This is a genomic window from Curtobacterium sp. YR515 (assembly GCF_900113095.1).
Lineage (GTDB): Bacteria > Actinomycetota > Actinomycetes > Actinomycetales > Microbacteriaceae > Curtobacterium.
The window spans coordinates 155,199-177,140 of record NZ_FOOD01000005.1 but is presented as its reverse complement, the minus strand read 5'-3'; the positions used below and the strand labels follow the sequence as shown (position 1 = coordinate 177,140).

Below are 21,942 nucleotides of genomic sequence, written 5' to 3'. Positions count from 1 at the left end.
TTCTCGTGGTGGTGGACATGGCGGGCCACCGGTTGGTCGGGTCACGACCGGATGGGGCCCCGACCACTCTAGGCCCCCGCACCGACCCAGAGGCTGATGGTGACGTGTGGGTGGACAGGTGCTTGCATTCGGGTGACGTCGGCGTACGATTGCCGATCGTGCACACGCGACCCGTGCGTGCGCGAGGACACCGGGCACACCCCACGCCCGAGGAAGAAGCAACGCACTGATGGCACTGGAGATCGGCTCGCTCGCGCCGGACTTCGAACTCCCGAACCAGTTCGGGGAGCACGTCCGCCTCAGCGACTTCCGTGGCGTCCGCCCGGTCGCGCTGGTCTTCTTCCCGCTCGCGTTCTCGTCGACCTGCACGAACGAGCTCTGCGCCCTCCAGGACAACATCGCGATGTTCCAGGACCAGCGCGTCGAGCTCGTCGGCATCTCGGTCGACTCGAAGGCGACGCTCCGGTCGTTCGCGGAGTCGAACGGCTACGACTTCGAACTCCTCGCGGACTTCTGGCCGCACGGCGCCGTCTCGAAGGAGTACGGCGTCTTCCTCGAGCACAAGGGCTTCGCCACCCGCGCGACCTTCGTCATCGACGTGCAGGGCCGCATCAAGGCCTCGATCATCTCCGAGCCGGGCGTCGCCCGTGACGTGACGGAGTACAAGGCCGCGCTCGACCGCCTGGCGGCCTGCGCCGCACCAGTCCCCGTCGGCTAGCGTTCCGAACACCTCCTGAGGCGACGCGCGACGCGTCGCGGACTGGAGGCACGGTGCACGCCGTCGACGACCGCCCACCCGCGCGGGTGGTCACCGCCGAGCCGTACGCGCCGTTCCCGGTCACCGCCGACGCCGACCGGTGGGGCCTGCAGCGCACCGTCGTCCCGACCGACGTCGGCCTGGTCGTCGTGCACCACCGACCCGGTCCCGCCGCGCTGCTCCTGCTGCACGGTGTCGCCGGGTCGTGGACCACGTGGACCCCGCTCTTGTCGGCGGCGCACGGCATCGACGACCGCGGCCTCGTGCTCGTCGACCTGCCGGGCTGGGGCGCGTCACCGGCACCGGTCGAGCCGCTCGGGGTCGACCAGGCGGCGTCGGTGCTGACCACGGTGCTCGACGCCCTCGCGGTCCCGGACGTCGACGTCGTCGGCCACTCGATGGGCGCCTTCGTCGGCATGCACCTGGCCGTCGCGGCACCCGGACGCGTGCGCTCCGTCGCGCTCGTCTCCGGCACGACCGTGGCGACCGCCGGAGCGTCCCGGCACCCCGTGCGCGGGCTCCTGACGCTCCCCGCGTTCACGCTGCTGCGGGCGGGCCTCGCGATCACCGGGGAGACGGCACGGCCGCTCCTGCGCGGACTCCGGGCGATCGGCCTCCTGCCCGTCCTCGCCGCTCCCGTCTTCTCGCACGTGCGCCGGCTCGACCCGAGCGTGCTCGAGGCGTTCGTCGACGAGCTCCGTCCGGCCGGCTTCACCGGAGCTGCTCGTGCCGCGGCCGCCTACGACCTGGACCGCTGGCGCGGCGTGACGTGCCCGGTCACGGCGATCGCCGGGCGGGACGACGTGTTCGCCCGGGTGTCCGACCTCGCGGCGCTCCGGGGCCTGCTGCCCGACGTCCGGACGGTGCTGCTCGACGACTGCGGGCACTTCGCCCACGTCGAGCACCCGACCGCGGTGGCGCGCACGCTCGACCTCGTCCGGTCCGCACGTCCGTCGTAGGCTCCGGGGGTGCACCCGCCCATCGACCCCCACGACCACGGCTGGCTCGACCGTCCCGACGGCGCCCGGATCCACTGGGAGGTGTCCGGCAACCCGACCGGCCGCCCGGCGCTGTACCTGCACGGCGGCCCGGGATCCGGTCTCGGCGCCGGGGGCTACCGACAGCGGTTCGACCCCGAGGTGTACCGGATCATCGGGCTCGACCAGCGCGGGTGCGGGCGGAGCACCCCGTGGGCGATCGACGACCTCGGATCGCTCGACCGCAACACGACGGCGGCCCTGATCGAGGACGTCGAGGCGCTGCGGCGACACCTCGGCGTCGAGCGTTGGCTGCTGCACGGTGTCTCGTGGGGCAGCACCCTCGCGCTCGCCTACGCCCTCGAGCACCCCGAGCGCGTCACCGAGGTCGTGCTCGTCGCGGTGACCACCGGTTCCCGTCGCGAGGTCGACTGGATCACCGAGGGAGTCGGGGCGGTGTTCCCGGAGGCCTGGTCACGGTTCACCGCCGACGTCCCGGCGGGCGTGCGGCCGGTCGAGCACCACGCCCGACTGCTGCGTTCGTCCGACCCCGCCGTCCGGGACGCCGCAGCCGACAGCTGGGACACGTGGGAGTCGACCCACGTCTCGCTCGACCCGGCGTGGCGCCCGGGGCAGCTGCACACCGATCCCCGGGACCGGCGCAACTTCGCCACGCTGGTCACCCACTACTGGGCGAACGACTGCTTCCTCGGTCCGGACGAGGTCCTCCGGCGCGCCGGCGAGCTCGCCGGGATCCCCGGCGTGCTCGTGCACGGGCGGCGTGACGTCAGCGGGCCGGCCATCACGCCGTGGCTGCTGCACCGGGCGTGGCCGGGCAGCCGCCTCGAGGTCGTCGAGTACGAGGGACACGGCGGCCCCACCGAGGTCGCGATCGCGCAGCGCGCCATCGACGGGTTCGCCCGCGGGTCAGGCGTGCACGGGGAACGTCGCCGCGACGCGTGACCGCACCTCGGTGAGCACGGCCTGCCGCATCACCGGGGAGAACAGCGAGTGGTCGCCGTCCGGCACCCGCACGAGTTCCACCCTGCCGGTCCGGCCCCGGGTGCCCCACCGCCGGAGGGCACGCGGACCACCGAGCCGCTCGAACAGCTCGACGTCCACGGGCGACGCGATGAGCACGACGTCGGTGCCGTGCTCGACGAGCGGACGGACGTGTCCGACGACCCCGCCGACCCGGTCGCGACGGGCGACCCGGTCGCGCACCCACTCGGGCACGACGGCGTTCCACCAGCGCCGGAGCACCAGCCGCAGCGGCGACGGTTCGTCGATCGCGCGGAGGGCATCGGCGTACGCGCCCACCGCGGCCGGCTGGCGACGGTAGTCGTTCGGACTGATCTCGAGGACCATGCGCGGTGCGGCGTCCGCAGAGCGCCCCGCGAGCCACGCGCCGGCGCACATGCCGACGAGCACGAGCCGTCGGGAGTCCACGGCGAGGGCGTCGACCACCGCCTGCTGGTCGTCGATCCACTCCTGCGCGAACATCGCGGACCGCTCGTCCTCGTGGACCGCGGAGCTCTCACCGGTGCCGCTGCGGTCGACCCGGACCACCCGGGCACCGTCGCGGGCGAGGGTCCGTGCGAGGGCGACCTGGTAGTCGGACGCGCCGACGTGGTGCTCGGCGGCGCCGTTGTGCAGCACGACGACCGGGGCGTCCTCGTGCTGGCCGGAGGTGACGGTCTCGATGGCGAAGAGCCGTTCCGGGCCCATCCGGACGATGCGCTCCGACGTGCGGGCGTCCACGTCGAGGACCTCGTCGAGTGCCGGCGGCAGGACCGGCAGGGCCACCGCCGGCGCCCACGCGTCCGTCCACGCCACGACGGTGTCGACGGCGGAGCCCGGGATCCGGGCGACCATGCTCGTGCCGTCGAGGAGCTCGGCGCTCCCGGTGACCTCGGTCGTCGACACGTCGCCGAGCGCTGCGGGGGCGCTGCTGCCCGGGCGCACGAGGGCGATGGTCGGGCCGGTCCGCGACCGGTAGGTGAGCGCGCCGAGGGCCGCAGCTTCGGTGGGGTCGACGTCCATGCCGACGAGGCTCTCGACGCCGTCGACCACGCGGTCGGCGCCGATCGTGATCGTCGCCAGTGCTCGCTGCTTCCGGAGCCAGGCGCGGCCGGAGGCGGGCGCGTCCCAGAGGACCAGGCCGTCCGTGTCGGAGGCCGCGGCGGCGGCGATCGGCGCGGCGGAGGCCAGACCGACGTACGCGATCCGCTCGACCCCGGCACCACGCAGCACCGCTGCGGCGCGACGTGCCGACCGGACCTGCGCGTCGGGATCGCCGTCGGGTGCGGAGTCCCCACGTCCGGACGGGTCGTACCGCACCGAGGCCACGCCACGCGCCTCCAGTCGGTCCGCCAGCAGGCGGAGGGTCCGGTACGCGATGACGCCCTCCTGCCCGAGCGGCGGACAGATCACGACGCCGGCGCGCGCCGCGACGGGGAGCTGCACGGCGACGCGGAGGGCCGGGCGACCCGTCCAGCCGTGGTGGGTGCTCACAGGGCCAGGGCCGCGCGGACCGGAGCCGGCCACGCGTCGGGGTCGGTGCCGTGGGCGGCGAAGAGGGCGATCGTGATGCGCTCCAGGCCGAACGCGACGCAGGCGCTGTGCGCGACCTCGCCGTCGGCGGTGCGGATGCCGAACGACGTGCCGAAGTGGTCCTCGTGCAGGTTCGCCGAGCCGATCGCGGTCGCCGGGTGCTCCGGGCCGTAGACGGGCGTGACGAACTCGAACTTGAGCGCCTGCTCGACCTGGTTCCGGGCGAGCATCTGCCCGACCCGTCCGAAGAACGGGTCGTTCGCGGGGACGACGTCGATCTCGAGGCCGAACGACTCGAGCAGCGCGCGCATGACCGGGATGCGGTCGTCGCGGTGGTGCTGGGCCGAGGCGGGCGTGCCGATGTGCACGAACTCGTGCATGTGGAACGCCTGCAGCCGCATCGGGTCGAGCGAGGGCTCGCGCCGGAACGAGTCGCCGACGATGTCGAAGGTGCGGCCGTCCTGCGGGACGCGGTCCCCGACGAGCCCGTAGACCGGGTGGCAGACCGCCGGGGTCAGCATCAGGTCGGCCGGCTCGAGGAAGCCCTCCCACCGCTCCCCGCGCTCGCGGGCGGCGAGCAGGGCACGGTGCGTGCGGTCGTCACCGGTGAAGCCGGAGATCGACGCGGCGAGGTCCGGGAAGGACGCGATGTAGTCGGTGCGCTCGAACGCCGCGAGCGGCTCCACGGGCGGGAAGCGCAGCACCTCGGCGTCGAGGTCCTGCTGGCTGGCCACGGCCGCGGTGTCGACCGCCGTGTACACGCGCTCGAACACGCCCGTGCGGCCGTAGAGACCCGGCGACCCGAGGTCGATGAGCACGCCGTCGGCGAGCAGCCGTGCACGCAGCGCGGCGCGGGCGGCGTCGAGGTCGGACGCGGGTGCGGACTGCGTCGTGGTCGTCGGTTCGGTGATGGTCACAGGATGGCTCCGGTCATGAGTGCCAGTGCGGCGTCGTTCTGCAGGAGACGGTCGTTGCTCACCATCACGGCGGCACCGTGCGCGTCTCGGAGGTGCCGGGCGATGCTGAGCTCCCCGGTGGCGGCGAACCCGGCGATGCCGACGATCCGCAGCGCCTGGGTGACGAGGTCGGTGACCCGCTCGGAGGAGCCGATCTTCAGCGCGTTCGCGGCCAGCGCGTACGCCGTCGACTCGAGCACCTCGGGGTCGTCGGCAACCTGGTCGAACCGGGCCGCGGCGTGCCGGACGGCGTCGGCCATGGTCTGCAGGTCGACCAGGAGCTCGGCGAGCCGAAGTGCTCCCGGAGGGGTCTGCCCGACGGCGGCGCGCGCCTGCTTGCGGACGGCCCGACGGGCACGGTCCGCCGCGTCCGCCGCGATCCCGAGCCACACCGACGCCCAGAGGACGTGCGACACGGGCAGGACCGTGCGGGCGGAGATCGTCGCGTAGTCGTCGCGCAGGACGCGGTCCTCGTGCGTCTCGGTGTCGAGCACCCAGCCGTTGCTGCACGTGCCGCGGAGCCCGAGCGTGTCCCAGGTCGAGGTCTGCGTGAGCGTGGTCTCCGCCGGCAGCGCGATGACGAGCCGCTGGTCGGACGCCGGCGCGTCGAGGTCGCGCCGGGCGGTGACGAGGATCGCGTCGGCCTCGGTCGCGTACGAGATGACCGGGGCGTCCTTGCGGAGCCGGATGCGTCCGGCCTGGTCGGGCTCGATCGCGCAGGTGCTCCGACGGGCGTCGCCGCCGATGCCGCGCTCGGTGGTGGACGACGCGACGAGGGCGCCGTCCCGCACGGCCTCGATCATCGCGGTGACGCCGAGGGCCACGCCGCCGTGCCGCCAGAGCGCCATGGCCTGGCCGTGGTGCATCGCGAAGACCATGGCCGTCGCGGCGCACGCACGCCCGAGTTCGGTCGCGATGACGGAGAGCTCGGCGAGGGTCGCCCCCTCACCGCCGTGCTCCGCCGGGACCGCCGCGGCGAGGAGACCGTGCTCCTTCATCGCGGCGATCGCCTCGCGTGGGGGACGGGCGTCACGGTCGACCTCGTCGGCGTACCGGGCGGCGATGTCGACCACGAGGGCGGTGCGCTCGGCGAACCGGTCGACGGCGGAGACGGTCGTCCCGGCGCTCGCCGGACGCTCCTCGGTGATCACGCCGCCGTCTCCGCTGCCGTGGCGATGGACTCGATGGTGGCGAAGGTCGACCGGTGCAGCGCGGCGTCGGGGAACTCCACGTCGAGTTCGTTCTCGACCGCGAGCATCACGTTCACGGTGGCGTGCGAGGTCAGCCCGAGGGCGTAGAGGTCGGCGATCGACGCCACGTCCATGGCGTCGACGACGAGCCGTCCGTGGTCGGCGAGGGCTCGCCGGACGGCCAGTTCGGTCGTCGGGGCGACGAGTGCGACGGCGGTCGCTGCGGAGGTCGGGTCCTGGTGCATGCTGGCAACGATAAGGAGGACGGCGGCCCGGAAAGCCGCCGTGCGGGTGCGTGAAACCGCACGCGCCGCGCCGGACCTGAGTGCCCTGACAGGGAGCGACCCAGGGGGCTGCGTCAGCGCTCGGAGAGGGCGACGGCGGTGGCGATCGCCAGTCCCCGTTCGTGGGACAACGAGACCGCGATCGACGTGCAGCCGACCGCCTCGGCGAGCTCCGCCGCACGACCGGTCAGCTCGACGACGGGGGCGCCGACGGTGTCGAGCACGACGGCGACGTCGGTCAGCGGGACGGCGTCCGAACGCTCCGGCCGGAGCAGTTTCAGCACGGCCTCCTTGCCGGCGAAGCGGGCGGCGAGGCGCTCCGGGTCGTCCCCGGCGTCGGCGCGCTCCTGCCGGGTGAAGACCCGGGCGAGGTAGCGCTCGCCGTGCGCGGTGATCCCGGCGATCACGTCCTCGACCGCGGCGAGGTCGGTGCCGGTCCGGATCGTGGCCATGGGCCGAGCGTACGCGGGCGCGGGGAGCACTGCATTCCCCGGACGGCATGGGCGTCACCGGGCGTTCGTATGATCGACCGCAGAGACCACCGAGGGGGAACCGATGGCATCACCGTGGACGGGCATCATCGAGGACGCGCGGCACTACCCGTCGCCGCACAACTCGCAACCGATCGTCGTGCGGGTCGAGGACGACCGCACCGCGACCGTGTTCTACGACCTGCGCAGGGGGTTGCCGGCCGAGTCGTTCGGCATCCCGTTCGGCCACGTCTGCGCCGGGGTGTTCCTGGCCGGGCTCGACGTGGTCGCCCGGGCGCACGGGTTCACGGTGCAGGAACGGCTGGACCACGCCGAGATGGACTTCGGGCGGCTGGACGCCGGCGCCGGTTCCGGCGCGGCCGACGACCACCTGCACCGACTGGGCACGGTCGCGTTGCGTCCGCGAGCCGCCACGGCGGACGACCGGGAGGCGCTGGCCCGCTTCCTCGCACGGCGCACCTCGCGCAGGCCCTACGACGCGACCCTGGTGGACGAGTCCGCGATCCGGGCTGCGGCCGCCATCGCGTCGGCGGCCGGCCACCGCTTCCGCACCACCGCCGACCGGGCCGTCGTCGACGAGATCGTCCGGGTCAACCAGGAGACCCTGTTCGACGACCTGCAGCACGACGCCGTGCACGACGAGATCCTGCACTGGCTGCGGTTCTCGAAGCGGCAGGCTGCGGAGTCCGGTGACGGGCTGTCGGCGGAGACGATGCTCATGCCCGGACCGGTGCTGCGGTTCGCGATGGAGCACCGCGGGCTCTGGGAGGCACCCGGCGTCGGCGGGGTCTTCAAGCGCGTGTACCTGTCGACGATGCGCGGCGTCCGGCAGCTCGGGTGGCTCGAGGGACCGTTCTCGTCGCCGGCGGACCACGTCGAGGCCGGACGCACCTTCATGCGGATCTGGCTCGAGCTCACGGCACGGGGCGTCGCCCTGCACCCGTTCGGCACCGTGATCACGAACCCCCGGTCGCACGCCGCGTTCGTCGAGCGCGCCGGCGTCGACGAGTCCGACGGTCGGATGGCGTGGATGCTCTTCCGCTTCGGCCACAGCGCACCGCCACCGCTGGCGCACCGCCGACCCGCGGCGGCGATGACGATCGGGGGTGCCCGGTGAAGCGCGCGGCGGTGTTCTCGGTGGTCTGGGTCGTCGAGACGGTCGTGGCGCTGTTCATGCCGCGCGTCGGCACGCACAAGCTCCTGCTCACGCCGGGCATCGAGCCGCTCCGCTGGACCCTCGGACGCTGGCGTGCGTGGCGGACGGCCGAGCGGGCTGCGAAGCGGGTGCCCGCGTACGGGGCGTTCCTGGCGGAGGCGGGGCGTGCCTCCCGTCTGGACACACGCGGCGGCATCGCCGCAGCGATCTCGGGGCTGCCCGAGATGGACAAGGAGACGTACGTCAAGCGGTGGAGCATCCCCGAGCGCTGCGTCGACGGTCGGCTGCCCCGGCGCGGGGTCGTCGTCGACGAGTCGAGCGGGTCGAGCGGCACGCCGACGAGCTGGGTGCGCGGCCCCGACGAACGGCAGGCGACCCGCCAACTGCTGCAGCTCGGGTTCTCGCGGACCGCGAAGGACCTGCCGAAGCAGCCGTTCGTGCTCAACGCGTTCTCGCTCGGCGCCTGGGCCACCGGCATGAACGTGACGGCGTCGCTCACCGAGTCGTCGATGATCAAATCGATCGGGCCGGACCGCGACAAGATCGTGCAGACGATGCGCGAGTTCGGCACCGACTTCACGTACATCATCTGCAGCTACCCGCCGTTCCTGAAGGCACTGTTCGAGGACGACCGGCTCGACTGGAGCGAGTACACGATCGTCGCGGCGTTCGGCGGCGAGGGCATCAGCGAGAACATGCGCGCGCACATCGAGCAGTACGCGCAGGCCGTGCTCGGGTCGTACGGGGCGAGCGACCTCGAGATCAACCTCGGGATCGAGACTCCGTTCAGCGTGCAGCTGCGTCGGGCGATCGCGGCGTCGCCGGAGCTCTCCGCCGCGCTGACGAAGCAGGCCGAGTACGGCGTGCTGCCGATGGTGTTCCAGTTCAACCCGTTCGGCTACCTCATCGAGACGAACGAGCTCGGGGAGCTCGTCGTGACGATCACCCGGTCCGAGAACATCAGCCCCCGCATCCGGTACAACATCCACGACCGCGGGCACGTGGTGCGGATGCGTTCGCTGCGTCGGACCCTGCGCGAGCACGGGTTCGACGACCTCGCCGACGCCGCCGAGCTCGACCTGCCGCTGCTGTTCCACTACGGGCGGTCCGACCTGTCCGTCGACTACAACGGGGCGGTCGTCGCGCCGGACGTCGTGCGCGACGTGGTCTACGGCGACCCGGCGCTGCTCGAGGCCGTCGAGAACCACCGGCTGATCAGCTACGAGGACGACCGCGGCGACCGGCAGCTGCACATCGCGTTCCAGCTCGCGTCCGGCGCATCGGGGTTCGACGCCGACGGTGCTCGTGGCGCGGTGGTTGCCGAGCTGCGCCGGTTGAACAAGGACTTCTCGAACGCGATCCGGACGGCGCCGCAGGGTACGCTGCCGACCGTGGCGTTCTACCCGTACCGCACCGGCCCCTTCCGCGAGGACGGCCGCAAGCTCAAGAACGAGTACGTGTGGCAGCTGCCGGCCGGCTCGGTGGACGAGTGGGACCTCGACCTGGCGTGGACCGCCCCGAAGGAGGCCTGACGTGCCGCGGGACCGTCGGGCGTGGCTGGAGCGGCTGCGGGACGGCCGCTTCGTCGACCCGGTGCCGCTCCGTGTGGCGAGCCTCGTCGTGGTGGCGGTCGGGACCGCAGTGTGCGTGGCGTTCCACACCGAACCGACGATCAGCGCGATCGCGGCCTCCGTCATCATCACGGGCGTGGTGGTGGTCGTGCCGAACCTGTGGTTCCCGTACGCCGACCGCGCGACGGCGCGACGGGTGCACGAGGTCGGTGGGCTGCCGATCCGGCTCTGGCTGCCGGTGCGGCGTTGGGCATCCGGACAGCGCGCCGTCGGGGTGCCGACGTCGCTGCCGGTGGTGTGGACGGTCGACGACGCGGGCCTGCACGGGTGGGCGCCCGAGGAACCGGAGCCGGTGTCGACCGTGCTGTGGTCGGACGTGACGTCGATCGACGTGGGCGAGTACCGGCCGCCGTGGTACCCGACGTTCACGATGTCGTGCCTTCGCCTCGAGACCGTCCACGGGCCGGTCCGACTGCGTGCCCGGTACGGCCTCGGGAGCGTCGGCGGCGGCTCGGACCGGCACGACCGCGAGCTGGTTCGCGCGCTCCGGGCCGTGCACCCTCCGGAGCCGCGACCGGTCCCGCGGGGGAGCGCGCTCGGGCTACCGGGCGACTGAGGGCGCGGGGCGGCGTCGCCTGACGCGGCGTCGCCGGGCGTGTCGCGGTGCGGGTCAGCGGTACTGCGGCGGCCAGTCGAAGGGCGGCGGGAAGTGCGGGACCTCACCGATCGTCGTGACGTCGAGCACGACCTCGCGGCGGTTCGTCAGCGCGATGGAGCGCGGGTCGCCGATGAACCTGCGGCCGTCGACCCACACCGTCAGCTCGCCACGGAGCCCGCCGACGTGTGCGGGGCCGAGCGAGACGCCCCACTCGTCGAAGAACTGCCCGAGCGTGAAGGTCTGCCGGGTGGGGGACTCGACGTGCAGGATGCCCGAGGTGTCGTGCGTGTGCAGCTGCGCGGCGAACCGTCGGGTGTCCGAGTGCCCGACGTTCGCCGGCACCGTCACGGGGACGTCGCCGTCGAGGATCGTCAGGTGGGTGTGCACGTGCTCGGCGAGTCGCTCGCCCCAGACGTTGCGCAGTCCGGCGTCGTCCGCGTGCTCGGCGAGGGCCGTCGGCGCGGGCCACGGGGGAGCGGACCGCGAGGTGCCGTCCGCCGGTGCCGTCCCGCCCGCGATGAGCGCCAGGACCGTGAGTGCCGCGAGCGCTGCGCCGCCGGCCGCCGGCTTCACCACCGGTCGTGCACGGCGGCGCGGAACCACTCGTCGTACAGCTCGCGGACGGTCTCGTCGAGGCCCGGGACCTCGGGCAGCGAGCCCGCGCCGGCGTTCGACCGGGCCTGCTCCGGGTTGCGTGCGCCGGGGATCGCCGCGGTCACGCCGTCCTGGGCGATGATCCACGCGAGCGCCGCCTGCGGGACCGAGACGCCGTCGGGCAGCGATGCCGCGAAGGCCTGGGCAGCGCGTACCCCGTCCTCGAAGTCGACGCCGCTGAAGGTCTCGCCCTGGTCGAACGCCTCGCCGTGGCGGTTGTAGTTGCGGTGGTCGCCCTCGGCGAAGGACGTGTCCGCCGTGTACTTGCCGGACAGCAAGCCCGATGCCAGCGGGACGCGCGCGAGGATGCCGACCCGCGCCTCCTGGGCCGCCGGCAGCACGCGGTCGAGTGGCTTGAGACGGAACGCGTTGAGGATGATCTGGACGGTGGCGACGCCGGGGCGGGCGATCGCGGTGAGGGCCTGGTCGGCGGTCTCGACGCTGACGCCGTAGGCGGCGACCGAGCCGTCGGCGACGAGCGCGTCGAGGGCGTCGTACACGGCGTCGTCGGCGACGACCTCGGTCGGCGGGCAGTGCAGCTGGACGAGGTCGAGGGTGTCCTGCCGCAGGTTCCGGCGCGAGCGGTCGACCCACTCGCGGAAGTTCGCGGCGACGTAGTTGGACGGGACCTGGTCGGCGCGACGGCCCATCTTCGTCGTGATCGTCAGCGGGACGTCGGGGTTGGCCGCCCGCCACGCGCCGATCAGCTGTTCGCTCCGGCCGTCGCCGTAGACGTCGGCGGTGTCGAACAGCGTGACGCCGGACTCGACGGACGCGTCCATCACGGCGTTCGCGTCGGCGTCGGAGACCGGGCCCCAGTCACCGCCGAACTGCCAGGTGCCGAGGCCGACGACGGACACGGGGCGGCCGGTACGGCCGAGGGTGCGACTCTGCATGACGGCGAGCGTACCCAGGACGGTGCCGGGCGGGATCAGGTGGGGGTGGCGACGCCGCGGCCGAGCAGCCGTTTGGCGGCCCGGGCGCGGGGGATCACCCAGAGTGCGCTCCACAGGCCGAGGCCGATCCAGAGCAGGATGAGCATCGTCGTGATGACCGGTCCGTGCTGGTCCCGCATCGACCAGGTCATCAGGATCCAGATCGTCGAGAGGACGATCTTGCCCCAGCCGGCGACCTCGCGCTCGGCCTGGGCCTGCACGAGGGGGATCCACTCGGCGGCCGGCACGGTCGGGGGCACCTCGCCGTCGAGCACCCAGTTGCGGACGACGACGCTCCGGTCGTACCCGCCCTCGGCGCGCCAGGAGCGGAGCTGCAGGACGACGGCGATGGCGATGCCCACCGCTGCCGCCGGGACGCCGAGGCCGACGAGGAGCGCCGGGGTCGGTTCCGTCCACGACGACGCCACGAGGACGACGAGCACGACGGCGAAGGCGGCACCGGTCGCACCGGCACCGAGCAGCCGCAGGCGGCCGGCCTCGTCGAGGACTCCGACTCCGTTCACGGGGATGACGCTACCCGGCGACGACCGGGATCTCCCGGGGCGGTCGCTGTGCATCGACCTGTGGCGTCGGCGGGGCGCGGGCGGCGGTGCGCCGGCGGTGTCGAACCACGGATCCGACATCGAACCGGGACCAGGCGGTTGTTCGATGTCGGATTCGTGGTTCGACACGCGGCGCGGGCCTCAGCCTTGTGCGAGCAACCAGCACATGCCGGCCGCGGCGAACGCCATCGCCCAGCTCACCAGGCTGCCGATGAGGAAGTACTCGGCCTGGTACCCGGTCGTCTCGCGGCGGATCTCCGGGAAGCGGACGATGCCCTTGGCCGCGATCAGTGCAGCGACGACGGGGAAGGCTCCGACCAGCGAGAACCCGGCGAGCAGCAGGCGTTCGATCGGGCCTATCATGCGGCCGCCCTGCAGCAGGACCGTGCCCTCGCTGCCGTCGTCGTCCGCAGCGGTACGGGCGTCGCCACGGGGTCGTCGTGCGAACAGCCGCCACGCCGGCCCGCCCTCGACTGACTGGCTGACGGTGTCGGGGGAGAGCCCCGGCGGGAGGGCCCGGGCGACGACGACGTTGGCCGAGTCGACCAGGAACAGCGCCGCTCCGACGCCGCCGACGATCGCGGCGAGCGGGACGGCGGCGACGAAGGCCGGCGCGGAACCACGCTGCCACTCGACGACGAACCCCGAGGGATCGACGGACGGGACCGTCAGCAGCAGCACGGCGAGCGCGACCGCGAGCAGGACCGACGGCCACGAGCCCGAGCGGCGCCACCAGACCCGTGGCGGCGTCGTCGAGGGCCGGGCGTCGGTCGGCCGCACCGGCGTCGTCGTGGCGATCCACAGGGCGGCGAGCACGATCGCGCTGGCCACCGCCCCGACGGGGAGGCCGAGGCCCGGCACGGCGACGACTGCCACCCCGATCCACAGCAGCAGGACCACGATCACGGTCAGGACGCGACGAGGTGCGGCGTCGGTGCCGGTCCGGGTGCGCACGACGTCGGCCGTCCCGATCAGGGCGAGGAGGACCCCGCCGAGCATCAGCGGCCCCCGTCCCCGAGGACCCGCAGGCCCTCGACCAGTGCGGCGACGCCCGACTTCTGCACGGACTGGGACACCGCCGACGGGGTGATGCCCTCGTCAGCAGCGATCTGCGCCTGGGTCCGGCCCTGGACCAGCCCGAGGGCGATCCGCCGTGCACGCGGGGTCAGGCGCGCGACGATGTGGTCGCGGCTCAGGAAGTAGGCGTTCACCAGTCGCTCCGTCGGTCCGTGGCGGTCCTCGGCGTCGTGGTACCAGGCCCGGAGGAACGCGGTCCGGCCGTCCTCGCGCCGGTGTGTCTCGTTGATGGCGTCGCGTGCGGACCACCACCCGGGGCCGTCCTGCAGGGGACCGACCGCACCCGCGCCGATCGTCTGCACCGTGCCGCGCCCGATCCCGAACCGGATCTGCACGGTCGGCGGGAGGGCGAGGATCGCGGCCGTGGTCGCGACGAGTGCGTCGGTCAGCGTGGCGTAGATCACCTGGAACTCGTCGCCGACGGTGGCGCGCAGCGGATCGACCGCCTCGACCGCTGGGGTACCGTCGAAGGCGCGCTCGACGTCGCGCTGGGCCGCTGCGCGGTCGTCGAGGGTGCGGGAGTCGACGAGGTCGACGATCACCGCGATCACGGGGTCGGAGTGCACGTGTTAAGGATACGACTTCACATCGCCGAAAGTAAGCCTGTGGCTGAACATCGGGCCGGGTGTCCGACGCCGTAGACTCGACGTGAGGGCCTTTAGCTCAGCTGGTAGAGCGCCACGTTTACACCGTGGATGTCGTCGGTTCGATCCCGGCAGGGCCCACCGTTCCCGGCGTGGTGCGCGTCGCACGCGGACCCGCGATCTTCGCCGTCTGCTCGGCGACGAGTCCGCGCATCCGAGTGGCCTGGTCGTCGTCGAGGTCGTTCCAGGCGGTGTCGATCCGGTCGGCGACGTCGTCGTACACCCGTTGTACCTCGACGCGGGCGCGGTCGACGTCCAGGCCGGACTGATCGGCGAGCTTCGACCAGTGGTCGAGTGTCAGCTCCTGCGTGTACTGCGCGCCACCGATGCGCATCGCGAGCTGCTCGTCGTACCCGGGCCAGAGGCGCGTGGGCAGGGCGTCGTAGAGCGGCGCGAGTTCCACCCCCGCCGGTCGGAGCAGGACCGAGTAGTTCTTCGCGTGCGCGTCAGCGTTGCCGATCGCGGCGTTGAACGCGGCCTGCCGGAGGAAGTCGTGCGCGGCCGTGCCCGACGCATCGTGCTGCAGCAGGAGCTGGAGGATCGGCTTCGCTCCGATGCGGTACTTGTCGGCACCGGACCTGCCGAGTGCCTGTGCGAGGTCCTCCATGTGGAGTCGCGCGGCGAAGCCGGACGGTTGCGGTGCCCGGTCGAAGCGCTCGACGAGGTACGCCTGCTCGCCGACCACGTCGAGCACGTCGGCTCGCGGGGCGACGATGCCGATGTCCGCTGCCAGGCGCTCGGCCGCGACCTCTGCCTGCTCGGCTCCCCGGTTGGCGGAGAACGCCGGCTTGATGATGTGCGTCGACGGGACCGACGCGTTCGGCCAGAACCAGGTACCGGCGACGTTCGCGAGCGCGAACTTCGGCTGCGTACCGGCGAGAGAGAACCGGGCCGGGTCGCTCCGCTCCCACCAGCGATCCGGATCGTCGTGCAGGCTGCTGATCCGGAACGCGATCGCGTCGTCGTCGGCCAGCAGCAGCGCGGTGGCCGCCGGCTGCGGCAACTCCGGTGCGGGGAGGAGCACCAGCCCGCCGGCGACGTCGCCGCCGACCTCTTCGAGGAGGTCGAACGTGCTCGTCGAGCGGGCTCCGGTGACGCGGCGCATCCAGTCGCGGGCTTCGGGCCGATCGGGCAGGAGGTTGTCGAGGAACCGGCCCGGTGCCCGATCGGAGATCCTGCCGTCCCGGGGCAGGGACAGCGACACGGGTGTGTCCGGAGCGGCATCGTCGTAGCGGAGCGTGATCCGGCCGCTCCCGTCGACGGCGAACTCGCCGACGTAGCGCCCTTCGAGCCAGGCGTGCAGCACCCGGTTCACGCGGAGTCCCGGACGGCTCCGGTGGGCAACGCCAGGGGGCGCACGTCGAGCGCGTTCACGACCCGGAGGACGGTGAGCATGGTGTCGACCGGTCGTCCGGCCTCGACGGCGGCGACGTCACCGGGTGTCGTGCCGGCACGGTCGGCCAGTTGTGCGCGGCTGAGGCCGTGGATCGCCCGTTCGTCGGCGACGACCCGCGCCAGGCGCTCGGGCGAGTTGAGGTACCGCCGCTGTGGTCGAGCGAGACGCTCGGCGACGACGTCGTCCTGGTGTTCCAGTGCGGCCCGGACCAGGAGTTCTCCGAGCGTGAAGCCCGTCGGGAGGTCCGCTCCGCGGAACCACGCACGGATGAGCGCTGCCGGTCGGTCGGAGGCGCGGAGCCGGCCGAGGTACGCGGCGATGCGTCGGCGGTCGGACCCGGTCACCTCACGGACGGTCTGGTCGCTCAGTGCACGGAGGAACAGGCGGCGCGTGCGCTCGCTCATCGGTCGGGTGCCGACGGCCGGCGTCGTGGCGACGCCCTCGTCGAGGACCCAGGCACGTCCGACCCGTCGTGCCGGGAGACGGCCCTGCTGCGCGAGCGCGCGAGCGCGGCGCGGCGAGATGCCGTGCTGCGCCGCGTACTCGGAGATGGTGGTCACGGGTGCGAATCTACGCCGTGCGGAACAGGAAGTGCAATCGATGACGCATGCCGATCCCGGCAGGGCCCACCGGAATGCAGACGCGACCGTCTGCGGGACGGGAGGCGCGGCGCGGCCCCGCACCGCGCCTCCCGTCCGCCATCTGGTGACGGATCCCGCTCAGGAGACCTGACCGGCGCGCGCGCCGGCCCACAGGTCGACGTCCGCGATCCCGACGGAGTGCTCGTCGATGGTGCGGAGCTCCTCGTCGGTGAAGGACGTGTTCGCCAGGGCGGCGACGTTGTCCTCGACCTGGGACACGCGCGAGGCGCCGATGACGAGCGACGTGACCCGCTCGTCGCGGAGCGCCCAGGCCAGCGCGAGCTGCGCGAGGGACTGGCCGCGTGCGGCGGCGACGTCGTTCAGGGCACGGAGGTGGGCGACCACCTCCGGTGTGATGCTCGACGCGTCGAGGGACTTGCCGGCGGCGGCGCGGGAGTCCTCCGGGACGCCGTCGAGGTACTTGCCGGTCAGGAGCCCCTGCGCGAGCGCGGTGAAGCCGATGACGCCGAAGCCGAGTTCGCTCGCGGCGTCGAGCAGCCCCTCGGTCTCGATCCAGCGGTTCAGCATCGAGTACGAGGGCTGGTGGATGAGCAGGGGCGTGCCGAGGTCGCGCAGGATCGCGGCGGCCTGGCGGCTGCGCTCCGCGTCGTACGACGAGATGCCGACGTAGAGCGCCTTGCCCTGCTGGACCGCGGTGTGCAGGGCGCCCATCGTCTCCTCGAGCGGGGTGGACGCGTCGAGGCGGTGCGAGTAGAAGACGTCCACGTAGTCGAGGCCCGTGCGCTGCAGCGACTGGTCGAGGGAGGCGAGGACGTACTTGCGGGAGCCGCCGCCCTGACCGTAGGGACCGGGCCACATGTCCCAGCCGGCCTTCGTCGACACGATCATCTCGTCGCGGTACGGCCGGAAGTCCTCACGCATGAGGCGCCCGAAGTTGACCTCGGCGGCACCGTAGGGCGGCCCGTAGTTGTTCGCGAGGTCGTGGTGGGTGATGCCGAGGTCGAAGGCGCGGCGACTCACGGCACGCTGCGTCTCGAAGGCGACGTCGTCGCCGAAGTTGTGCCAGTAGCCGAGCGAGAGCAGCGGCAGGTCGAGGCCGGAGTTCCCGGTACGGCGGTAGGGCATCGTGTCGTAGCGGTCGCTGCTGGCGGTGTAGGTCATGCCGTCCATCGTGGCAGGACGCGCGGTCCCGTCGTTCAGGACGCGGTGATCACGTTCGGGGCGAAGCGGCACCAGTAGTCGGTGATGGGGCCGTCGGACTCGCGGATGCCGACCCCGAACGACTCGCCGTCCACCACCCAGGAGCCGAGGACCGGGTGGTTGTGGCCGCGGGACCCGGGGAAGTCCGGCAGCTCGTGGTACTGCTGCCACACCCGTTCGCCGCCGGTGCCGGCGCGGCGGTACTCCGAGCCGTTCGTCGTCACCGAGCCGTCCGCGCGGTGCACGGCGATGCCGTCGCCCTCGCGCCCGAACACCGGCTTCACGACGAAGTCCGTCATGCCGTTCGGCCCGTCGGCGAACGCCGGCAGCAGGTTCTCGTGGCCCGGGAACAGCCGCCAGAGCGCGACCAGCAGGAGCTTGTTCGACAGGAACATCTTCCACGCGGGCTCGTACCACCGGCCGAGGCGGCCGCGGTCGCTGACGAGGAACGCGCCGAACTCCTGGTCGCCCTCGGCGCGGTCGTCCCCGGAGACGAGGTCCTCCCACGGGTAGAGCTTGAACAGGCTCCGGATGACCGGGTACTGCGTGCCGTCCTCGTCGCCGGGCAGCGTGAAGACGCTCCGGGACGAGCCGGCGGGCTCGGCGTTGCCCACGAACTGCCGGGCGACCGCGTGCCACCCGATGTCCTTCATCTCGATGCCGGTGTGCTCCCACCCGGCCTCGCCGGCGAGGTCCCGCATGTACGCGACGGTGTTCCAGTCCTCGCCGGCGGTGTCGAGGTCGGAGTGGGCGACGAAGAGCCGGCCGCCCTCCTCGGCGCGGAGCGATGCGTGGAGCAGGGTGCGCCAGCGGGCGACCATCGCCTCGTGGATGCCGTTCCACTGGTCGGTGTCGGCGGGCAGCGTCCCGTCGGCGATGCGGTCCTGCAGCCAGTGCCACTGCGTCACCGAGGCCTCGATGAGCCCGGTGGGGGTGTCACCGTTGTACTCGAGCATCTTCGCGGGGGAGCCGTCGCCCGCGTACGCCAGGTCGAAGCGGGCGTACACGTCCGGTTCGCCCTGCTCGAGCGACCACGCGGCGAGGTCGAAGCCCTCGTGGGTGAGCCCGAGGGTGCCGAGTTCGCCAGAGGCCAGGTACCGGGCGGCCTCGAGGCACATGCGGTGCAGCTCCTCGGTCTGCCGTTCGAGCGCCTCGACCTCGGGCAGCGTGAACACGTACGCCGCGCCGTCGTTCCAGTACTCGACCGTGGTGCCGTCCTCGCGCACCGACCGCGAGTAGATGAGGCCGGTCTGCTGGATCCGTCGCTGCCAGTCCGGGCGCTCGGTGAACTCGACGCGCTCCATCAGCCGCCGAACCCGCCGTGCTCGCCGGACCCGCCGAAGCCGCCCTTCGTCACCGAGCTGCCGCGGGACGAGATCCCCGACTCCGCGGTCTTGCCCGACGGGAGGCTGGCAGTGCCGCCCGACACGGCGTCGCCGACGGCGGGGACCTTCGTCGCGCGGCTGCCGCTGAGCGGGAGGTAGTACCAGCCGGCGTGCCCACCGTGGTTGTTGCAGTCGTCGTCCGGCAGGCGCTTCTGCGTCGAGTTGTCGCGGCAGATCTTCGCGTAGTCGCTGTCGACCCCGGACCCCTCCCCGCAGCCGGTCAACGACGCGGCGAGGGCTGCGACGACCCCGATCGAGACGACACGGGACGCGCGACGACGAACACTCACGAACGGGAACAGTACCGGGGCGGGCGGCACCGTTCCGGCTCGACACCGCCTTCGCAGCGCGACCTGTCCGTTCGCTCAGCTCCCGCGACACCGCGTCCGCCATGCTCGGGACATGGAGTGGTGGTCGGTCGTCATCGCGATCGTGGGCGGGTTCGTCATCGTGTGGGGCGTCGTGGTGATCGCCCTGGTGGTCGCCGCACGTCGATCTGGTGACGGCCTCCGGCTGGTCGAGGCGCTCCGGCTCGTGCCCGACGTCGTGCGGCTGGTCCGGCGGCTCGTCGCCGACCCGACGGTGCCGCGGGGTGTGCGCGTCGCCCTGCTCGCACTCCTCGGGTACCTGCTGCTGCCGATCGACCTCGTGCCGGACTTCGTGCCGGTCATCGGGTACCTCGACGACGCGATCGTCGTCGCGCTCGTGCTCCGGTTCGTCACGCGGCGGGCGGGTGCGGCGGCGGTGGACCGGCACTGGCCGGGCACGCCGGAAGGGTTGCGTGCCGTGCGCGCCGCGGTCGGCCTGTCGGGGTCCTGACCAGGCCGAAACCTGGCGGGGAATGGGCCCGGGCGTGCGCGTGGGAACGCGCGCTGGCGTGGGCGCGGCGGAGTCCCTGGCGGCGGTGCAGGGCACGTGGTGGTGGTCCCGATCGACCCCGTCAGTCCGACGCGGGAGCGAGTTCCTGCGCCCGTGCTGCCGGGACGCCGAGGACGAGGAGGCTGGTGGTGACCGCGGCCCGCAGATCGAGTGCATCGGCGGCACCCGCTGCATCGGCGGCATCCGCTGCATCGGCGGCATCCGCTGCACCGCCGGCATCCGCTCCGTCGCCGGCATCAGGCGCGTCCGGTGCCGTCGGGCGGCTGTCGTCGGCGATGGCGAAGACGGTCGCTGAGGCGATCTGCCCGAGGGCGATCGCCGGGAGGTGCCGCCCGAAGACCCCGTCGTCCTGACCCCGCTGGACGAGCACGGCGAGACGCCGGTCCACCGCCCCGAGCAGGGCGTGGATCTCGTCGCCCTGCTGCCCGCGACGGAGCGCCAACAGCACCCGGTACCGGTGAGCGAGCGGCCAGAGGTCGGTGACGAACCGCGCCCACGCGGCGTCGGCGGGCGATCCGTCGACGTCGGCGCGCTCGAGGATGGCACCGATCTCCGCCCCCGCTCGCTCGGCCAGCGTGCGGACGAGGTCGGTGCGGGCCGGGAAGTGCCCGTAGACGGTGCGGCGGACCACTCCGGCGGCCCGTGCGACCTCGCCCATACCGGCATCCGGTCGCCGGCCGAGGAGTTCGCGGGCGACGTCGAGGATCCGGTTCCGTGTCTCGTCCATCGCGAGGTCGCGTGCGGATCCGGAAGCCATGCACCGATCATTGCACACTGCTGTGCAATGGGTTACGGTTCCGGTGTTCGTTGCACAACCGTGTGCAACGAACTGCCGCACACCCATCGTGAGGACCGCAGACCATGACCGCATCCACCGCCGTCCGCCCGTTCCGCGTCGACGTCCCGCAGGCGGACGTCAACGACCTCCGCGCCCGTCTGGCCAGGACCCGGTGGCCCGACCCGGAGACCGTGCCGGACTGGTCGCAGGGCGTTCGGTCGGAGAACCTGCGGGCCCTCGTGCACCACTGGCTGCACGACCACGACCCCGTGCGGTTCCAGGAGCGGCTGAACCGGTCCCCGCAGTTCCGTACCGAGATCGACGGACTCGACATCCACTTCCTGCACGTCCGGTCCGCCGAACCCGGAGCGATGCCGCTCCTCCTCAGTCACGGCTGGCCGGGGTCGGTCCTGGACTTCGTCGACCTCATCGGTCCGCTGACCGACCCGGCCGCGCACGGTGGTGACCCTGCGGACGCCTTCGACGTGGTCGTGCCGTCGCTGCCCGGGTTCGGGTTCTCCGGCAAGCCGACGACCACGGGGTGGGACGCCGATCGCACGGCCACGGCGTGGGCCGAGCTGATGCGGCGACTCGGGTACACCCGGTGGGTGGCACACGGCGGGGACTGGGGATCCGTGGTGACGACCGCACTCGCGGCGGCGCGCCCGGAGGGGCTGGCGGGCATCCACCTGAACACCCCGTACGCCGTCCCCGACACGATCCCGGACGAGCGCACGCCCGAGGAGCAGCACGCGGTCGACTCCCTCGCGCGCTACGCGGGACCGCTCGGCGGGTCGAACCACCTGCAGGGCACGAAGCCGCAGACGCCGGGGTTCGCCCTCGCGGACTCGCCGGTGGGGCAAGCAGCGTGGATCTACGAGAAGTTCCAGTCGAAGACGGACAACCAGGGCCTCGCCGAGCAGGCCATCGACGTCGACGACATCCTCGACACGATCTCGCTGTACTGGTTCACGAACTCCGCCGCGTCCTCCGCCCGGATCTACTGGGAGAACCGCCGCGCCACGATGGCGGGCCCGGTGCTGCACCTCCCCGTCGCCGTGACCGTGTTCCCGCGGGACATCCCGCTCCTGCCGCGCACGTGGATCGAGGCCGCCTACCCGGACCTCGTCCACTACGGCGAGGCACCGCGCGGTGGGCACTTCGCGGCGCTCGAGCAGCCCGTGGTCCTCGTCGACGAGCTCCGCAGCGGGCTGCGCGGGCTGCGTCGCTGAGGAC

At 72.8% G+C, this 21,942-nt stretch carries 24 protein-coding genes and 1 tRNA gene; 9 read left to right on the top strand and 16 right to left on the bottom strand.

Translation table 11 applies throughout. From position 1 onward, the window contains the following. The first annotated feature begins 229 nt into the window (after positions 1-229). Genes BM028_RS15060 through pip form a run of 3 tightly spaced genes read left to right on the top strand, consistent with a single transcriptional unit; the run spans position 230 to position 2,697 of the window. Positions 230-718 carry a peroxiredoxin gene (locus BM028_RS15060; RefSeq protein ID WP_070418722.1) on the top strand — a complete coding sequence of 163 codons (489 nt, stop codon included), beginning with the start codon at positions 230-232 and terminating at the stop codon, positions 716-718. Positions 719-771: 53 nt separating this feature from the next. Beyond that, a complete protein-coding gene (locus tag BM028_RS15055) occupies positions 772-1,716 on the top strand; it encodes an alpha/beta fold hydrolase (protein ID WP_175496094.1) in 945 nt (314 codons plus the stop codon). A gap of 9 nt (positions 1,717-1,725) precedes the next feature. Then, entirely contained in the window at positions 1,726-2,697 is a 972-nt protein-coding gene (pip, locus tag BM028_RS15050) for a prolyl aminopeptidase (RefSeq protein WP_092387553.1), read from the top strand. Here the strand turns inward: pip and BM028_RS15045 are convergent. The 5 genes from BM028_RS15045 to BM028_RS15025 form a co-directional block, all read right to left on the bottom strand. Then, the gene (locus BM028_RS15045) at positions 2,662-4,248 is read right to left on the bottom strand and encodes an alpha/beta hydrolase (RefSeq protein WP_139219836.1); all 1,587 of its coding nucleotides are present in this window, start codon (positions 4,246-4,248) and stop codon (positions 2,662-2,664) included. The genes pip and BM028_RS15045 overlap by 36 nt on opposite strands. Beyond that, a complete protein-coding gene (locus tag BM028_RS15040) occupies positions 4,245-5,204 on the bottom strand; it encodes an amino acid--[acyl-carrier-protein] ligase (protein ID WP_217647258.1) in 960 nt (319 codons plus the stop codon). Before BM028_RS15040 ends, BM028_RS15045 begins: the two co-directional genes overlap by 4 nt. Further along, positions 5,201-6,394 (bottom strand): acyl-CoA dehydrogenase family protein, encoded by a 1,194-nt coding sequence (locus tag BM028_RS15035; protein ID WP_092387549.1) that lies wholly within the window; start codon positions 6,392-6,394, stop codon positions 5,201-5,203. The genes BM028_RS15040 and BM028_RS15035 overlap by 4 nt, the downstream gene beginning before the upstream one ends. Then, positions 6,391-6,678: an acyl carrier protein gene (locus tag BM028_RS15030; RefSeq protein WP_071294843.1), complete on the bottom strand. Its 288-nt coding sequence runs from the start codon at positions 6,676-6,678 to the stop codon at positions 6,391-6,393. Before BM028_RS15030 ends, BM028_RS15035 begins: the two co-directional genes overlap by 4 nt. Before the next feature lie 113 nt (positions 6,679-6,791). Next, entirely contained in the window at positions 6,792-7,169 is a 378-nt protein-coding gene (locus BM028_RS15025; RefSeq protein ID WP_071301988.1) for a holo-ACP synthase, read from the bottom strand. Between the two features lie 103 nt (positions 7,170-7,272). Here BM028_RS15025 and BM028_RS15020 point away from each other — a divergent pair, with 103 nt between their 5' ends. Genes BM028_RS15020 through BM028_RS15010 form a run of 3 tightly spaced genes read left to right on the top strand, consistent with a single transcriptional unit; the run spans position 7,273 to position 10,551 of the window. Continuing rightward, entirely contained in the window at positions 7,273-8,325 is a 1,053-nt protein-coding gene (locus BM028_RS15020; protein ID WP_092387545.1) for a nitroreductase family protein, read from the top strand. Further along, complete coding sequence (locus tag BM028_RS15015) at positions 8,322-9,896, top strand: phenylacetate--CoA ligase family protein (protein WP_254789618.1); 1,575 nt, start codon at positions 8,322-8,324, stop codon at positions 9,894-9,896. The genes BM028_RS15020 and BM028_RS15015 overlap by 4 nt, the downstream gene beginning before the upstream one ends. A 1-nt stretch (position 9,897) precedes the next feature. Beyond that, positions 9,898-10,551 (top strand): hypothetical protein, encoded by a 654-nt coding sequence (locus tag BM028_RS15010; protein WP_092387543.1) that lies wholly within the window; start codon positions 9,898-9,900, stop codon positions 10,549-10,551. A 54-nt stretch (positions 10,552-10,605) separates the two neighbouring features. On the opposite strand, the gene BM028_RS15005 is transcribed toward BM028_RS15010, so the two are convergent. The 5 genes from BM028_RS15005 to BM028_RS14985 form a co-directional block, all read right to left on the bottom strand. Further along, positions 10,606-11,166 (bottom strand): hypothetical protein, encoded by a 561-nt coding sequence (locus tag BM028_RS15005; RefSeq protein ID WP_139219835.1) that lies wholly within the window; start codon positions 11,164-11,166, stop codon positions 10,606-10,608. Next, complete coding sequence (locus BM028_RS15000) at positions 11,163-12,143, bottom strand: aldo/keto reductase (RefSeq protein WP_092387539.1); 981 nt, start codon at positions 12,141-12,143, stop codon at positions 11,163-11,165. Before BM028_RS15000 ends, BM028_RS15005 begins: the two co-directional genes overlap by 4 nt. Positions 12,144-12,178: 35 nt before the next feature. After that, positions 12,179-12,706, bottom strand: a complete 528-nt coding sequence (locus BM028_RS14995; protein WP_071301907.1) for a hypothetical protein — start codon at positions 12,704-12,706, stop codon at positions 12,179-12,181. A gap of 180 nt (positions 12,707-12,886) precedes the next feature. Next, on the bottom strand, positions 12,887-13,744 hold the full coding sequence (locus BM028_RS14990) for a hypothetical protein (RefSeq protein WP_092387537.1): 858 nt from the start codon (positions 13,742-13,744) through the stop codon (positions 12,887-12,889). Beyond that, positions 13,744-14,388, bottom strand: coding sequence for a SatD family protein (locus BM028_RS14985; RefSeq protein WP_092387535.1), 645 nt, complete (start codon positions 14,386-14,388; stop codon positions 13,744-13,746). The genes BM028_RS14990 and BM028_RS14985 overlap by 1 nt, the downstream gene beginning before the upstream one ends. Before the next feature lie 86 nt (positions 14,389-14,474). Between BM028_RS14985 and BM028_RS14980 the strand changes: the two genes are divergently transcribed. Next, positions 14,475-14,547 (top strand) — tRNA-Val (locus tag BM028_RS14980). Here BM028_RS14980 and BM028_RS18900 read toward each other — a convergent pair. The 5 genes from BM028_RS18900 to BM028_RS14950 all read right to left on the bottom strand — a co-directional run bounded on the left by BM028_RS18900 (position 14,507) and on the right by BM028_RS14950 (position 19,339). Continuing rightward, positions 14,507-15,772 (bottom strand): HipA domain-containing protein, encoded by a 1,266-nt coding sequence (locus tag BM028_RS18900; protein WP_368073387.1) that lies wholly within the window; start codon positions 15,770-15,772, stop codon positions 14,507-14,509. The two genes, BM028_RS14980 and BM028_RS18900, sit on opposite strands and share 41 nt — an antisense overlap. A gap of 5 nt (positions 15,773-15,777) precedes the next feature. Continuing rightward, the gene (locus BM028_RS14965; protein WP_092387533.1) at positions 15,778-16,422 is read right to left on the bottom strand and encodes a helix-turn-helix transcriptional regulator; all 645 of its coding nucleotides are present in this window, start codon (positions 16,420-16,422) and stop codon (positions 15,778-15,780) included. A 159-nt stretch (positions 16,423-16,581) separates the two neighbouring features. Beyond that, positions 16,582-17,625 carry an L-glyceraldehyde 3-phosphate reductase gene (gene mgrA, locus BM028_RS14960; RefSeq protein ID WP_071301990.1) on the bottom strand — a complete coding sequence of 348 codons (1,044 nt, stop codon included), beginning with the start codon at positions 17,623-17,625 and terminating at the stop codon, positions 16,582-16,584. 35 nt (positions 17,626-17,660) lie between these two features. Beyond that, entirely contained in the window at positions 17,661-18,968 is a 1,308-nt protein-coding gene (locus BM028_RS14955; protein ID WP_092387531.1) for a glutathionylspermidine synthase family protein, read from the bottom strand. After that, on the bottom strand, positions 18,968-19,339 hold the full coding sequence (locus BM028_RS14950; protein WP_254789616.1) for a tRNA-dihydrouridine synthase: 372 nt from the start codon (positions 19,337-19,339) through the stop codon (positions 18,968-18,970). The genes BM028_RS14955 and BM028_RS14950 overlap by 1 nt, the downstream gene beginning before the upstream one ends. A gap of 112 nt (positions 19,340-19,451) precedes the next feature. On the opposite strand from BM028_RS14950, the gene BM028_RS14945 reads away from it, so the two are divergent. Continuing rightward, the gene (locus tag BM028_RS14945; RefSeq protein WP_092387529.1) at positions 19,452-19,868 is read left to right on the top strand and encodes a YkvA family protein; all 417 of its coding nucleotides are present in this window, start codon (positions 19,452-19,454) and stop codon (positions 19,866-19,868) included. Positions 19,869-19,989: 121 nt separating this feature from the next. On the opposite strand, the gene BM028_RS14940 is transcribed toward BM028_RS14945, so the two are convergent. Continuing rightward, a complete protein-coding gene (locus tag BM028_RS14940) occupies positions 19,990-20,685 on the bottom strand; it encodes a TetR/AcrR family transcriptional regulator (protein ID WP_092387527.1) in 696 nt (231 codons plus the stop codon). 104 nt (positions 20,686-20,789) lie between these two features. On the opposite strand from BM028_RS14940, the gene BM028_RS14935 reads away from it, so the two are divergent. Continuing rightward, complete coding sequence (locus BM028_RS14935; protein WP_092387525.1) at positions 20,790-21,938, top strand: epoxide hydrolase family protein; 1,149 nt, start codon at positions 20,790-20,792, stop codon at positions 21,936-21,938. Positions 21,939-21,942 lie beyond the last annotated feature (4 nt).

Coding starts and splice junctions, on each gene's coding strand:
- BM028_RS15060 (WP_070418722.1), top strand. CDS start 230: ATGGCACTGGAGATCGGCTCGCTCGCGCCGGACTTCGAACTCCCGAAC.
- BM028_RS15030 (WP_071294843.1), bottom strand. CDS start 6,678: ATGCACCAGGACCCGACCTCCGCAGCGACCGCCGTCGCACTCGTCGCC.
- BM028_RS15025 (WP_071301988.1), bottom strand. CDS start 7,169: ATGGCCACGATCCGGACCGGCACCGACCTCGCCGCGGTCGAGGACGTG.
- BM028_RS15020 (WP_092387545.1), top strand. CDS start 7,273: ATGGCATCACCGTGGACGGGCATCATCGAGGACGCGCGGCACTACCCG.
- BM028_RS15000 (WP_092387539.1), bottom strand. CDS start 12,143: ATGCAGAGTCGCACCCTCGGCCGTACCGGCCGCCCCGTGTCCGTCGTC.
- BM028_RS14990 (WP_092387537.1), bottom strand. CDS start 13,744: ATGCTCGGCGGGGTCCTCCTCGCCCTGATCGGGACGGCCGACGTCGTG.
- mgrA (WP_071301990.1), bottom strand. CDS start 17,625: ATGACCTACACCGCCAGCAGCGACCGCTACGACACGATGCCCTACCGC.
- BM028_RS14955 (WP_092387531.1), bottom strand. CDS start 18,968: ATGGAGCGCGTCGAGTTCACCGAGCGCCCGGACTGGCAGCGACGGATC.
- BM028_RS14945 (WP_092387529.1), top strand. CDS start 19,452: ATGGAGTGGTGGTCGGTCGTCATCGCGATCGTGGGCGGGTTCGTCATC.
- BM028_RS14940 (WP_092387527.1), bottom strand. CDS start 20,685: ATGGCTTCCGGATCCGCACGCGACCTCGCGATGGACGAGACACGGAAC.
- BM028_RS14935 (WP_092387525.1), top strand. CDS start 20,790: ATGACCGCATCCACCGCCGTCCGCCCGTTCCGCGTCGACGTCCCGCAG.